The 14,129-nt window shown below is 64.4% G+C and carries 14 protein-coding genes; all 14 read right to left on the bottom strand.

Annotated elements, in window-relative coordinates; genetic code table 11:
* Positions 1-9 precede the first annotated feature (9 nt).
* The gene (locus GVL12_RS19700; protein WP_200843933.1) at positions 10-1,005 is read right to left on the bottom strand and encodes a zinc-binding dehydrogenase; all 996 of its coding nucleotides are present in this window, start codon (positions 1,003-1,005) and stop codon (positions 10-12) included.
* Between the two features lie 24 nt (positions 1,006-1,029).
* Positions 1,030-1,839 carry an enoyl-CoA hydratase gene (locus GVL12_RS19705; RefSeq protein WP_159917241.1) on the bottom strand — a complete coding sequence of 270 codons (810 nt, stop codon included), beginning with the start codon at positions 1,837-1,839 and terminating at the stop codon, positions 1,030-1,032.
* Positions 1,839-3,029 carry a CaiB/BaiF CoA-transferase family protein gene (locus GVL12_RS19710; protein WP_159917242.1) on the bottom strand — a complete coding sequence of 397 codons (1,191 nt, stop codon included), beginning with the start codon at positions 3,027-3,029 and terminating at the stop codon, positions 1,839-1,841. The genes GVL12_RS19705 and GVL12_RS19710 overlap by 1 nt, the downstream gene beginning before the upstream one ends.
* A gap of 312 nt (positions 3,030-3,341) precedes the next feature.
* A complete protein-coding gene (locus GVL12_RS19715; protein WP_159917244.1) occupies positions 3,342-4,343 on the bottom strand; it encodes a tripartite tricarboxylate transporter substrate-binding protein in 1,002 nt (333 codons plus the stop codon).
* Between the two features lie 20 nt (positions 4,344-4,363).
* Positions 4,364-5,656 (bottom strand): MFS transporter, encoded by a 1,293-nt coding sequence (locus tag GVL12_RS19720; RefSeq protein WP_159917246.1) that lies wholly within the window; start codon positions 5,654-5,656, stop codon positions 4,364-4,366.
* Positions 5,653-6,456: an amidohydrolase gene (locus GVL12_RS19725; protein WP_159917248.1), complete on the bottom strand. Its 804-nt coding sequence runs from the start codon at positions 6,454-6,456 to the stop codon at positions 5,653-5,655. The genes GVL12_RS19720 and GVL12_RS19725 overlap by 4 nt, the downstream gene beginning before the upstream one ends.
* A gap of 103 nt (positions 6,457-6,559) precedes the next feature.
* On the bottom strand, positions 6,560-7,759 hold the full coding sequence (locus tag GVL12_RS19730) for a LysR family transcriptional regulator (RefSeq protein ID WP_159917250.1): 1,200 nt from the start codon (positions 7,757-7,759) through the stop codon (positions 6,560-6,562).
* A 48-nt stretch (positions 7,760-7,807) separates the two neighbouring features.
* Positions 7,808-8,671 (bottom strand): fumarylacetoacetate hydrolase family protein, encoded by an 864-nt coding sequence (locus tag GVL12_RS19735; protein ID WP_159917252.1) that lies wholly within the window; start codon positions 8,669-8,671, stop codon positions 7,808-7,810.
* Positions 8,672-8,683: 12 nt separating this feature from the next.
* Positions 8,684-9,463, bottom strand: coding sequence for an SDR family oxidoreductase (locus GVL12_RS19740; RefSeq protein WP_159917254.1), 780 nt, complete (start codon positions 9,461-9,463; stop codon positions 8,684-8,686).
* A gap of 17 nt (positions 9,464-9,480) precedes the next feature.
* Complete coding sequence (locus GVL12_RS19745) at positions 9,481-10,500, bottom strand: amidohydrolase family protein (protein WP_159917256.1); 1,020 nt, start codon at positions 10,498-10,500, stop codon at positions 9,481-9,483.
* Between the two features lie 18 nt (positions 10,501-10,518).
* On the bottom strand, positions 10,519-11,442 hold the full coding sequence (locus tag GVL12_RS19750) for a VOC family protein (RefSeq protein ID WP_159917258.1): 924 nt from the start codon (positions 11,440-11,442) through the stop codon (positions 10,519-10,521).
* A gap of 10 nt (positions 11,443-11,452) precedes the next feature.
* A complete protein-coding gene (locus tag GVL12_RS19755; protein WP_159917260.1) occupies positions 11,453-12,340 on the bottom strand; it encodes a phosphate ABC transporter substrate-binding protein in 888 nt (295 codons plus the stop codon).
* A 5-nt stretch (positions 12,341-12,345) separates the two neighbouring features.
* Complete coding sequence (locus GVL12_RS19760) at positions 12,346-13,305, bottom strand: ABC transporter substrate-binding protein (protein ID WP_159917262.1); 960 nt, start codon at positions 13,303-13,305, stop codon at positions 12,346-12,348.
* Complete coding sequence (locus tag GVL12_RS19765) at positions 13,306-14,097, bottom strand: HpcH/HpaI aldolase/citrate lyase family protein (protein ID WP_200843934.1); 792 nt, start codon at positions 14,095-14,097, stop codon at positions 13,306-13,308.
* Positions 14,098-14,129: the final 32 nt, after the last annotated feature.

Below are 14,129 nucleotides of genomic sequence, written 5' to 3' on the forward strand. Positions count from 1 at the left end.
GAAAGCGTCTTACGCGGGCATCGTCAGAACGATCTTTCCGGCGTGATGGCCGGCTTCCATGCGGGCCTTGGCCTGGGCGAGGTGGGCGAAATCCACCGTTTCGTCGATATGCGGGCGGATGCGGCCGCTGGCGAACAAGGGCAGCACGTCAGCCACGAACCGGGGAATGGCAGCGGACCTTTGCGCCTTGGTGCGCAGCTTGTTGGACACGCCGAAAACGGTCAGGCGCTTGGCATGCAGCGTGCCAAGATCGATGTCGGCATGGACCACGGCGTCGACATAGCCCACGGTAGCCAGGCGACCTTCAAAGGCCAGGCTGCGAATGCTTTCGGCGAACACGCTGCCGCCCACCGTATTGATGACGAGGTTCGCGCCTTGTTGCCCCGTGGCTTCGAGCACCCGCGCTGAAAAATCCGGCGCGCGTGTCTGGATGCCCAGGTCCAGGCCCAGAGGTGCCAGGGACTGGAGCTTTTCCTGCGAGCCTGAGGTGCCGATGACCCGGGCGCCCAAAGCCTTGGCAAGCTGCAGCGACGCTACGCCCACACCGGAGGACACGCCGTTGATCAGCACCCATTGGCCGCTCTCGAGCTGGCCTTGCAGTACCAGCATGTCGTAGGAAACGAGGAAGGTCATGGGGATGCAGCCGGCTTCTTCCCATGAAATCCCCGCCGGCACGTGCATCGCCTCCGCAGTGTCGATGAGCGCGTATTCGGAGAACGCGCCGGCACAGCGGCCCATGACGCGCTCGCCCGCGGTGAATCCGGTGACGCCCTCGCCCAGCGCCGCCACTTCCCCGGAACATTCGCCGCCTATGGCCTTCCAGCTGCCGGGCGCGCCGTGCAGCCCGTGGCCGGCAACGAACTCGCCGCGGTTGAGCGATGCGGCACGCACGCGCACCAGCAGTTGCTGCGCGCCGGGCACGGGCACCGGCACGACGCGCTGCTCCAGCACCGATGAATCGGCGTTCTGCTGCATCCAGTAGGACTGCATTGTGGTCTGGTCCATGTCAAGACTCCTGGAGATGGCGGCTCAAAGGCCGGAGAAAACCGGTTTGCGCTTTTCCATGAAGGCCGTGCGGCCCTCCGTGTAATCTGCGCTGCGAAAACACCCTTGGATCAGTGCAGTGCACAGTTCCAGGTCGATGTCCGTGGACGGCTTGAGGATCTCGCGCGTGATGGCCTTGCCCGCGGCAATGGTCAGCGGAGCATTCACGCCGATGCTGCCGGTGTACTCGGCCAGCAGCGACGGCAGGTCCTCGGCGGATGCGGTGCGGCTGATGAGTCCCACGGCTTTTGCCTCGGCCGCGTCAATGCGGCGGGCGGTGAAGAACAGGTCCTTGGCCACGCCCGGGCCCACGAGATCGACCAGGTTCTTCATCGCGGAGTAGCGGTAACCCAGGCCAAGGCGGGCGGCAGGAATGGAAAACACCGCATCGTCCGCAGCGATTCGAATGTCGCAGCTGATGGCCACGTTCACCCCGCCGCCAATGCAGTAGCCGCGGATGCTGGCCAGCGTGGGTTTGGGGAAATCGTGAATCGCCATGAGCGCCTCTTCGGCCATGGCCTCGTAGCGCGCAACGGCTTCACGCGCCGCGCGCATGTCCTCGAACTGCGAGATGTCCGCGCCGGAAACAAAGGCCTTCTCGCCCGCGCCGCAGAACACCACCAGGCGTACGCGATCGTCGTCGCGTGCTGCGTTCAGCAGCCTTGGCACGGCCTCCCACATGTCGACGGACAGGGCGTTGTGCCGCGCAGGGTTGTTGAACTGCACATGCAGCGCGCTGCCGTCCAGCCAGGACAGCACACGCTCCGTACCGGATGCATAGATAGGTTCAGTCATCAGAAAACTCCTTGTTCCTTCATTTCGACGATGTGCTGGGCCGAGATCCCCAGTTCCTGCAGGACTTCTTCGGTGTGCTGGCCGCGGCGCGGCGCGGCCCGCGCGATGGTGCTGGGGGTGCGCTCGAGCTGCACCGGCTGGCCCACCAGGCGCTGCGGCCCGAGGCGCTCGGAAACCACCTCCTTGACCATGCCCAGGTGCTGGATCTGCGGCTCGGCGAACACTTCGCGCATGTCACTGATCAGGCCGCAGGCCACGCCTCCTGCGTTGAACTTCTCGACCCAGTACGCACGGTCCTCGGCGGCCAGGCGCTGGTTGATCTCGGCGTTCAAGGTATCGCGGTGCACCGAGCGCGAGGCCTTGTCGCAGTAACGCGCGTCCGCTATCCACTGCGGCGCGCCGAGAATGTGGCAAAAACGCTCCCAGATCTTGGAGCCGAAGACCGCGATATTCATGTAGCCGTCGCGCGCCTGATAGACCCCGGTGGGAATGCTGGTCGGGTGGAAGTTGCCGGCCTGGGTGGCCACCTCGCCGTCGGTGAGAAAGCGCGCGGTCTGGAAGTCCAGCATGTAGACCATGGACTCCAGCAGCGAAGTGTGCAGCCACTGTCCCTTGCCCGATTGTTCGCGCTCCAGCAGCGCGATGAGGATGCCCTGGGCGGCAAAAATGCCGGCGCAGAGATCGGCGATCGGAATGCCGACGCGGATCGGACCTTCGCCGGGAAGACCCGTCACCGACATGAGGCCGCCCATGCCCTGCGCGATCTGGTCAAAACCCGGGCGCTGCGCCAGCGGGCCTGTCTGGCCGAAGCCCGAGATGCTGGCATAGACCAGGCCAGGATGGTCTTTGGCCAGGCTGTCGTAGTCGATGCCCAGCCGGTATTTCACGTCCGGCCGGAAGTTCTCCACCACCACATCCGCGGTGGCGATCAGGCGCTTGAGCGTGGCAATGCCTTCCTCTTCCTTGAGGTTGAGCGTGATCGAGCGCTTGTTGCGATGGGTGTACTGGTAGTCGGAGCCATCCTGGCCGCCGAGTGTGTCGTCGCCGCGCATGTGCTCCGGCATCTGCACTTGCACGACATCCGCGCCCCAGTCGGCCAGTTGGCGGCACGCGGTAGGCCCGGCACGAACCTGGCTGAGATCAATGACGCGAAAGCGTGATAGCGCAGCGGATGCGGGCATATGTGGCATGGCAACTCCTTAACAAGATGGATTAATTGTTTTCAATTAAAACCAAACTGTCAACACTTTATGAATTTAAGTTAACTCATGGAAATCCATTGTTTTCTGTTTTCAAAAGGAGTGACACAATGCCCAGCCTCGCGGATGGGGCCCGCTGGCCCAGCCGGGCTCGACAAGGCGCTGTCTTTGCGACACGGGAGATTGGACTGGTTACGCCGCGTTCGGGCGCCTTCGCGCGGCGCTGCAGGGCGCAGCCGCACGGTATGGCCGCGCAGCGCGCACTTGGCGTGCGCGCTCGGCTCGCGTGGTGAGACGCGCGCTTCAGGACTCGGGCGTGAAGTTCAGCGCCTCGACGGCTTTCTTCCAGCTCGCGCGCTCCTGCTCGATTGCGCGTGTCAACGCTTCGGGCCCGCCCCATTGCGCCTTTTGCAGCTGACGACCCAGCGTGGACTGCACGTCGGGCGTGGCGAGCGCCGACTTGAGGTTGGCGCGCAAGGCTTCCACCACGGCGTCCGGCGTGCCCGCGGGCGCGAACACCGCGATCCAGACGCTTTTGGCGTACTCGCCAAAGCCCTGTTCCTTGAACGTCGCCACCTGCGGCACGAAGCGGCTGCGCTCCTCGCCCGTGGTGCCCAGGATGCGTATCCGGCCCTGGGCCGCGAATTCGGCGACATCAACCAGCGGCACCACGACGGCCGAGACCACACCGCCCTGCAGGTCGATCACCGCCGGTCCCGGGCCACGATAGGCGACGTGGCTCAGTTCCGCGCCCGCCGACCGCCCGGCCATCGCCCCCATGAAATGCAGCATCGAGCCCGCGCCAGGCGAGCCAAAGCTCGCCTTCTCGGGGTTCTTCTTGCACCACTCGAAATAGCCTTTGAGATCGGTGACCGACGCCGGCACCATGGGCCCGACGGCCAGCGCCAGATCGAACGTACCCAGGCTGCCCACGGGAACCAGGTCCTTGTCGGCGTCGTAAGGCAGCTTCTTGTAGGTCACGGGGTATACGGTCAGCGGCGAAGACACGCCGACATAGAGGCTGCTGCCATCCTTGGGCTGGCTCTTGAGGTAGCCCAGCGCCAGGATGCCACCCGCGCCGGTCTTGTTCTCCACCATGGAGTTGACCGCATAGTCGGTCTTGATCACTTCGGCCACGCGGCGCGTGATGTTGTCGACCATCGAGCCCGCGGGCACGCCGGTCACGACGCGCACCATGGGAATTCGTTCGGTGGCCGCGCGCGCGCCTGGCGCGGCCAGGCCCGCGCCGACCGCGGTCATGGTGAGCCAGGCGTTGAAACGGCGGCGAGAAAAGACGTGTTGCATGGTTTGTCTCCTTGGTATTTTCATTGAGGGGCTTCAGTGCGAAGCGCTTGCATCCGCCCGCCCTGGGGTTGGCCGGCATCATTGGATTCCATGGCGTCCCGCTGTGCCAGCGCGGGAAAGAACTTCCACCAGAGCAGCGGCAGCAGCGCGGTGATCAGGCCGCCCGCAACCACGGCCGTGACCGGCCCGAGCAAGGCTGCGGCCGCGCCCACCTGGAATTCACCCAGTTGGTTGCTCGCGCCGACAAACACCGAGTTCACGGCGCTCACGCGCCCGCGCATCGCATCGGGCGTCTCGAGCTGCACCAGCGTCTGGCGTATCACCACGCTGACCATGTCGGCGCTGCCGCTCACGGCGAGCGCCAGCGCCGACAACCAGAAGCTGCGCGACAGTCCGAACACCACGGCCGCCAGGCCAAACAAACCCACGGCCAGCAGCAGCTTGCGGCCCACGCGCCGGCGTATCGGCTGCATGAACAGCGCCACGGCCGCAAGCACTGCGCCGCAGGCCGGCGCCGCGCGCAGCAACCCCAGGTCCGCGGGGCTGCCGCCGAGAATGTCCTTCACATACAGTGGCAGCAGCGCCACCGCCCCGCCGAACAGCACGGCAAACATGTCGAGCGAAATGGCCCCGAGCACGACGGGATGGCGGCGGATATAGACGCAGCCCGCGAACAGCGTCTCGAGGCTGATCTTGCGCGGCGCTGCGGCCTGCGACTGCAGGTGTCGGCCCACAGGCAGCGCCAGGGCCAGCACGAACAGGCCCGCAGCCACGCCATAGGCCCAGTGCACGTCCTGCACGATCAAAAACCCCGCGAGTGCCGGACCCAGCATCACGCTCAGTTGCGAGGCGGTGGACACTGATGCCATAGCGCGCGACAGCATCGATGCCGGCACGAGGCCGGGCAAGATGGACTGCAGTGCAGGCAGAAACAGCGCGCGCGCCACGCCCAGCACGACGCTTGCGGCATACAGCGCGGGCGTGGTGAGCGTCTGCGTCGCGGCCATCAGCACCAGTACCAGCGCCGTCAGCGCATGCAGCACCAGGCTGGCGGCAATCACGCGCGAACGCGGATAGCGGTCGACGATGTATCCCGCGGGCAGCGCGAACAGCAGCACCGGAATGAATTGGCACAGGCCGATCAGCGCCAGCGCCCAGGCGTCGCCTTCGATCTCGTAGGCGTGCCAGGCGATGGCCATCAGCAGCATCTGAATGCCCAGCGTCCAGCACACGCGCACCGCGAGCAGCCGGCGAAACGGCGCCAATGTCAGCAATTCCTGGAAAGCGGACCCACGCCGCAGGGCCGCGCTCATGTCCAGTCAAGCAGTCGCAGGATATTCTGACCCATGACCCGCGCCAGCGCATCCTGGGCCAGGAATGGCAGGTGCTGGCGGAAATGCTGCACGCAATGCACATAGGGATGGTGCAGCCGGCTCAGGTCGCTGCCCCAGATGACGCGGTCGGCACCAAACGCGTCGAACACCTGCGCCAGCGGCGTCTCGAGCGAAGCGAAAGGATAGGGATCGAGCGCATAGTCGCCCACGCCCACGGCCTTGACGTGGATGTTGGGGAGATCGGCCAGCGCCAGCAATTCAGGCCAGTGCTGCAGCGCGCGCGGGCCGACGGCCGCGCGCGGCACGGCCAGATGGTCGACGACCAGCTTGAGCTTCGGGTACTTCTGTGCAATCGCCTTGACGCGGCCCAGCTGCCCGGGCGCAAGAATCGCGACGGTGATGCCCTGCTCCTGCGCGACCGGCCACAGCGCGTCGCAGCGACCGTCGAGCAGCGGCTGCAGACGCTCGGGCGTGTTGAGCAAAAGGCGCACGCCACGCATGCCGGGCTCGTCATGCCAATGGCACAGGCGCTCGGCGGCATCCTGCGCAGCCGGATCGATCAAGCCCATGACCGAGAAGCGCTCGGGCGCCTGGCGCGCCATCGACAGCGCATACGCATTGCCATTCGGGTCCCACAGCGGCGGCACCAGCACCACCTTGTCCACGCCGGCCGCGGCCATCTCCTGCAGCAAAACCCCGTTGTCAATCGGATCGCGCCGGTGGTGGCCGGTGGATTCTCCGTCAGACCATGGATGAACCTGGGCATCCACAATAACCATATATCCCTACTTTCTTGCGCATATTAATCAAGTAGAGATATGCTAACCAGAAGCCGATTCAGCCTTCCATAAGATATTTACCAGCATTCATAAAAAACGTCATTCAATGCCCGCCCAGGCATTCCGAATTCTTTTTAAAGGCATCAATGAAATACTGCTGGGCTTCATTGAGTTGTTTACCTTGCACCGTGCTGATACCGACCATGGGCCCGTCGCAGTGAATATGAAATGGCAAGGGCGTCAAAATGCCGAAATGCCGTTCACTGAGCACTTCGACCCAGCTCAGAATGGTCAACATATCGGAGTCGGCGAGCATGATGCGCATGGTCGAGAGCGAATAGGTTTCGATCAGCGCCGGCGGCATGGTGGTCTCGATGAACACATGCTCATAGGCATTCCTGCGCGGCGAACCCGCGGGCGGAATGATCCACGGATACTGCTGCAGATCCTCGACGCTGACGGTCGCCTGGTGGCTCAGCGGATGCCCTCGTCGCGCGACAATGCAGTACGACTCGGCGTACAGCGGCTGCTGGCGCAGGTTCAGCTCATGCTCCTGCTTCTTGAACAGTCCCACAATGAAATCGATCTCCTCGCGCAACAGCTTGTTGACCAGCTGTTCGTAGACGCCGCTGATCACGGTGATGCGCACATCGGGATGGCGGCTGCGGGTTTCCTTGATGGCGTTGACCAGCAGCATCGAAGGATCCAGCAGCATCACGCCCACACGGATGTTCTTGCTGCGCGGGTAGACGAACACGGCGACGGCCTCGACCAGCGCCGTGATCTGCGCTTCGAGGTGTTTGAGGCGCGCCGCGAGTTCGTCGCCGAGTTGCGTGGTCTTGATGCCCGCGGCCGTGTAGCGGTAGAGCACACAGCCGAGGTTGGTTTCCAGCGTACGCGCCGCGCGCTGCAGCGATGCATCGGTGATGCCCAGCTTGGCGGCAGCGGCGCGAAACGAGTGGCACTCATGGATGGCAAGCAGCGCATGCATCTGCGAGCGCGAGATGCGCGAGCCCAGCACCAGCGGGCTGATGCTGCGCTCGCCCAGCAGCGCCATCGCCTCCTGCAGCGCGGCCAGAATGCTCTTGATGCGAATATGGGCGGCGACGCCCACTTCGGTCAGATAAATGCCGGTCTTGTTGCGATCGAATAATGTCGCACCAAGGATTTTCTCCAATCCCAAAATGCTGGTTGTTATTGCAGGCTGGGTGCGCAGCAATTCCTGCGCAGCCTTGGTAACGTTCTCATGTTGTGCAACGCAGTCAAAAACCCTGAGCTGCCATATATTGGGAATATTATTCATGAGGGGTCGACCGCAACGCGCGGCCCCTTGAAAATCAAAATACCGGCATCAATACTGTGGGGTCACGATCTTGTTGCGCAGGGCACCTATTTTATCGATGGATACCTCGCAGACGTCGCCCGGCTTCATCCAGACGGGCGGATTGCGGGAAAACCCTACGCCACTGGGCGTTCCCGTGGCCAGGATGTCGCCGGGTTGCAGCGGCGCGATCGTCGATACATACTCGATAAAGCCCGCGATCTTGTGCAGCATCAGGCCTGCCGGGTCCGACTGCAGCACCAGACCGTTGAGTCGGGTCTCGATGCGCAGCGCATAGGGATCGGGAATTTCATCGGCGGTCACGATCCACGGGCCGATCGAGCCGCTGCGGTGAAAGTTCTTGCCCGGCGTGATCTGGCGCGTATGGAACTGCCAGTCGCGCACGCTGCCGTCGTTGAGGATGGTATAGCCCGCGATATGCGCGAACGCCTCGGCGGCCGCGATGCGGTAGCCGCCCTGGCCTATCACCACCGCAAGTTCGCCCTCGTAGTCGAACTGTTCGCTGACTTCGGGGTGCCAGAGATCCTCGCCGTGGGCCGCAAAGCTGTCGTTGAAACGCGCAAACACCGCCGGGTACTTGGGCAGGTCCTGGGCGCGTCCCGCAGACTCGACCTCCTTGTGGTGGTCGGCATAGTTGACCGCAAGACACCAGATGTGCTCCGGGTTCGTCACGGGCTTGAGCAGCTTGACGTCTGCCAGAGCGCAATCCGTCGCGTAGCGGGTGATATCGCCGACTTCGCCCAGACCGGCCGCCAGCAGGTCGCGCAGCGTGGCGAAACGCCCGGCGAAATGCCGGCCCAGGTCGACCACGCGTTCCTCGACCACGGCGCCAAACGAGGCCTTGCCGGCCTTCTCGAAACTGATGAGTTTCATGCTTTTTTCTCCTTAGACGAGGCCGGCATACGAGCCGCCATCGAGTTGCATGTTCTGGCCCGAAATGAAACTGGCCTGGGCGCTGCAGAGATAAGCGCAGGCATCGCCGAATTCCTGCGGCCTGCCGAAGCGCTTGGCGGCAATGGTGTTGGCAATGCGCTCGCGCGCTGCGTCGATGGTGATGCCTTCACGCTGCGACATGCGCTCGGCCATGAAGCGCTGGCGGTCGGTGTCGAAGCGTTCGGGCAGCAGATTGTTGATGGTCACGTTGTCGACGACCGAATCCTTTTGCACCGACTTGCTCAGCGCCGTGAGGCCGGCGCGCACCGCGGCCGACAGCCCCATGGTCGCGCTGGGCGACTTCACCATTGCCGACGTGATGTTGATCACGCGCCCGAACTTGCGTGCGCGCATGCCGGGCACATAGGACTTGATCAACATGATCGGCGCGAGCATGTTGCCTTCGACAGCGTCACGCCAGTCCTGCTCCGACCAGTCGGCGATCTTGCCCGGCTCGGGGCCGGCATTGTTGTTGACCAGGATGTCGGCGTCGGGGCAGGCCGCCACAATTGCGGCGCGGCCCTGGTCCTGCGTGATGTCGGCAACGATGACCTTCGGGCGATGTCCCGTCAGCGCCTCGATGCGCGCCGCGGCTTCGAGCAGCTTGGCCTCGGTGCGGCCGTTGATCCATACCTCGCAGCCTTCGCGCGCCAGCGATGTAGCGCAGGCCAGGCCCAGGCCTTGTGAAGATGCGCAGACGACCGCCTTGCGGCCCTTGATACCCAGATCCATGGGGTTCTCCTTCGAAATCAGACAGCGTTGAGATGGCGCGCCAGGCGCGGATAGACGCGCAGCACATTGCCCGCGAACACGGCGTGGCGCTGGGCTTCGCTCAGATGCGGCGTGGCCTGCACATAGCGTTTCGTGTCGTCATAGGGGTGGCCGGTCTCGGGGTCTATGCCTTTGACCGCACCGACCATTTCGGAGCCGAACAGGATGTTTTCCGTGGGCACGACCTTGGTCAGCAGGTCCACGCCGTCCTGGTGGTAAACGCAGGTGTCGAAGAACACGTTGTCGAGCACCCCTGCCTTGAGCTTGGCTAAGCCCAGGTCCTGGGCCAGGCCGCGGTAGCGCCCCCAGTGATAGGGCACGGCGCCGCCGCCATGCGGAATCACGAAGCGCAGCGTCGGAAAATCCTGGAACAGCTGCGGCGCGAGCAGGAACTGCATGAAGGCCGAGGTGTCACCATTGAGGTAGTGCGCGCCCACATGGTGGTGGCAGGGGTTGCACGAGCCGCTCACATGCACCATCGCGGGCACGTCGAGTTCGACCATTTTTTCGTAGAGCGGGTAGTAGCGGCTATCGGTCAGCGCCGGCGCCTGCCAGAAGCCGCCCGAGGGATCGGGGTTGAGGTTGCAGGCAACGAAGCCCAGCTCGTTCACGCAGCGCTCGAGTTCCCGCACGCTGGCCGCAATGCCGAAGTCTGCCGCGCTTGCCGACTGGGGTAGCTGGCACACGCCGACAAAATTGCGCGGATACAGCCCGCAGACGCGGTGGATCAGGTTGTTGGCAAGTTCCGACCATTCCACGCTCTGCGCGGGCGTGCCCAGGTGGTGGCCCATCTGGCCTGCGATCGGCGAGAACAGCGTAAGGTCCAGCCCGCGTTCGCGCTGCAGGCGCAGCTGCTTGTCTTCGAGGCAGGCGCGCAATTCGTCGTCGGAAATTTCCAGCGGCTGGCCCGACAGGCCCGGGCCTTCGAGCTGCTGCTTGCGCCAGGCGTGCAGCGCGGGGGGAACGGTCGTGAAATGACCGTGGCAATCGATGATCATGAAGCTGTCCTGAATGGTTTATTTCTGCACGATGGTCGAGGCCTGCTTGACGAAGCGCTCTGGCGGACGCTCTCCGCTGTCATGCGACATGCCCGGGCCGATCTGGATCTCGTTGAAGCGGCTGTGCACGTTCATCTTTTCGTTCGATGACCAGTGCTCGTGCATCACCTCGAACGGCGACATCCAGTAGTCGAAGATCTGGCTGCCCAGCGCATGACGGCCTATGCCGCGCACATGGTCGTAGCGCAGACCGTGCAGGTGGTCGCCGCCGGTGAAGATCTCGTCGACACGCTCGACTTCGAACGACGCATGGTGCAAGCCATCTTTCTCGCCGCGCATGATGAACAGCACATGGTGGAATACCGGCTCGTCGCCCATGTCGACGCGCACGAAGCGACCCAGCGTGTTGCCCTTCTTCTCGATGAACAGCTCGTCGGTGGGCAGGAAACCGAAGTTCCCCTGGTACCAGTCGAGCGTCTCCTGCAGGCGCGTGGTCATATAGGCGGTGTGCGCCAGTTGCTCGATGCGCGCCGGGCCGTGGTCCTTGCTCACGCTTTCGGCGCCGCGCAGCGGGTTGCGGCGCGCGAGTGCGGGCGCCACGTCGCGGCCCTGCACGAGTTCAACGCGCATGCCGTTGGGGTCGCGCAGACACAGCCGCTTGCCGCCGCCGGGCTCGGCTATGGCCTCGACCTGGGCACCAAAGCGCTGCTGCAGCGACTCGATAGGCACGTCGGGATGGACGTCGTAGCCGACGGCGATCACGCCCGACTCCCCGCGCTCGGTGACATGGATGAAGGGGCGTGGCCCCAGGCCGCGCATGTACAGGCGATCGGCATCACGCTGCACGGTCAACAGACCGAACTCCTGCAGGAATTTTTCCTGCACGTCGAGATCGGGTGCGCCCAGGCGCACATAGGCAATGGAAGAAACGATTCCGGGCATGGGGTCCTCTCTATTTCAAAATCCTGCGCACAGCGCCATACAGCTCATCGGTCGTGAAACGCCGCCGTATCATCTGCTGGTTGAAGGCATAGTCGATCACCTTGCGCAGCGACAGCTCGAGTGCATCGAAGCCAAACGGCTGCAGATCGCGCTCGCCCGCGGCCAGTGTTTCGCCCGCGGCCCGCCGGCTCTCGATCAGCATGCGGTAGACCTCGGCGACGGCCTCGGGGTGACGCTCGACGAGTTCCTGCTTGACGACCACCATGTGGTTGATAGGTATCACGCCGGTGCGCGCATTCCACTGTTGCGCGGCGGCGAGCGGCTGATCAATCACCTGGCGCAACTGGCCCTTGTGCTCGAGCGCGCCGCCTGCAATGATCGCGTCGACCTGGCCGGCCAGCAGCGCCTGCTCGAGGCCGGTCGACTTGTCGAGCGCCTTCACCCATGGCGGGTCCTGGTACTCGGCGACATGCGCGCCTTCCTGGCTCCACCACTGCACGTCGGACATCTGCAAGCCGTACTCGTCGCACAGGATGCCGCGCACCCAGGTCGGCGTGGTCTGCGAGAACGAACGCATGGCCACGCGCTTGCCCTTGAGCTGCCCTGGCCCGAACGCATCGTCCGCGCGCGCATAGATGCTCTTGTGGTGAAAATTGCCGTTCATCACGAACGGCAGCAGCAGGTAGCGGTGGCCCGCGTCGACGGCCAGCAGATAGGTCACGATGGCCAGTTCGGCGACATCGAAGCGGTGGGCGCGCACCACGTCCTTGAAGGCTTTTTGCGCCGTGTCCACGGGCGCGATGTCGAGCGCCACGCGGTCCGACGCGATCTGCGCGTTCTTGAGCGCCGCCGTCTTGGGGTAGCTGCCCAGCATGACTGTGAGCGGTATTTTTTCCATGGGAATCACTTCCATTGCGCGACCTGGCCGGCAGGCGCGGTGCGGGGGTCTATGAACAGGTTTTCGGCCTGCGCGGGCGTGCGCACCAGTTGCTGCGTCCGGGCATAGCGCACCAGCGCCTGCAGCGAAGCCGCGTTTTCGGCAAAGCCATAGGGCAGCGGGTCGCCGACATAGCGGCCCAGCCGCAGATAGCGCTTGTCGTCGCCCGAAGGCTCTGCCAGCGCCGCCAGGCCCGCAAGATAGCTCTGCTTGGCCTGCACGAATTGATCGAACAGCGCCTGTGCGAGGCCCGGATGCCGGGCCAGCACGTCGTTGCGCACGACGATCACGCCATGGATCGGGTAGATGCCGGTACGCTCGAACCAGCGCTGCTCCACCGCGGCCGCATCGGCCACCACCTCCTCCATCTCGACCTGCGCATTGCCTGCGCCCGCCAGGCCATCAAACGCCACGTCGATCTCGCCAACCGCGAGCGCATCGGCAATCTTGCGCCCGGGCGCGAGCCGTTGCACATTGGCCGGCAGCGCGAGGTCTTCGAGGTTCTCGGCTTCTTCGGTGACCCAGGTCACGCGGTTCGGATCCAGCCCATAGTCATCGGCATAGACGCCGCGCGTCCAGACCGCGGCCGTCACCGAGTAGTTGCGCACGCCGACCTTCATTCCTTCAAGTTGCTTGGGGCTGGCCAGCGCCAGGCCCTTGCGCTTCTTCAGACCCGAATGGCGAAAGCGCCGCGTCATGGGAATCGGCAGCGCGGTGAGCTGCGCGCCGCGCTCCAGCGCCATCAGGTACATGGTCGGCGCCATCTCGCAGATGTCGTAGGGCTGGCTGCGCGCCATGTCGCGGTAGGCGTCGGGCATGCGTTTGACGTTGACGAACTCCAGCGTCACGCCGGGCAGGATGTCGGTCTGCGCGCGCACGCCGGCCAGCTGCGCGTGCGGGCCCAGAACGGTCTTGAGCGATGCCATTCAGAGCTCCTGGAAAATCTTGCGGCCGGTCTCGAGCGCCGAGAAGTCGCGCCGCGGATAGCTCATCAGGAAACGGTAGCCCTGGCCGATGATCTGGCGCGCGTTCTCGCGCGTCATGTGCGGGTGGCCCACGGCCACGCCATGCGCCTTGCCCACCTCCAGCACATGGTCCATCATGCGCAGCAGCTCGGGGTTCTCGTACTCGCGCGGGCAGCCCAGCTCCTGGCTCAGGTCGCCTTCGCCAATCAGGATGAAACCGATGCCCGGCACTTCCTTGAGGATCTTCTCGACGTTGTTCACGCCTTCGGTGTCCTCGATCATCAGGCCGACGAGGATCTCGCCTTCGGGCACCAGCGGCCAGACATCGGCGCGCTTGTAGTACTCTTGCTGCGGCAGGCCCCAGTAGCGCGCGGCGGCCATCGGCGCGTCGCCGCGCAGGCCCGCGGGCTCGTAGTGGCTGCGCGACGGCAGGCGCGGATAACGGCAGGCCGCGACGGCGTTGTAGGCCTGTTCGCTGTTGCTGATGCGCGGCCAGAGAATGCCGTAGGCGCCCAGGTCCAGCGCCTGCTTGGCAAACCACTCGTTTCTTTCGCTGCCGTTGGCGGGAATGCGCACCAGTGGCGACATGGTATTGGCCACCGAGCCAGCCTTCACGATCTGCTCGCGCAGCAGCAGAAACTGCATGGACACGCGCAGCGCGTTGATGTCCCAGGGGTTGTGCTCCATTTCGAACACCAGGCCATCGTTGCTTGACTGCGCGAAATTGACGGCGTTCTCGACCTCGGCCTGCATGAAAGAGGTGAAAGCGATGCCAGGCCCTGATT

The organism is Pantoea sp. 18069 (genome assembly GCF_902706035.1).
Taxonomy (GTDB): domain Bacteria; phylum Pseudomonadota; class Gammaproteobacteria; order Burkholderiales; family Burkholderiaceae_C; genus Comamonas.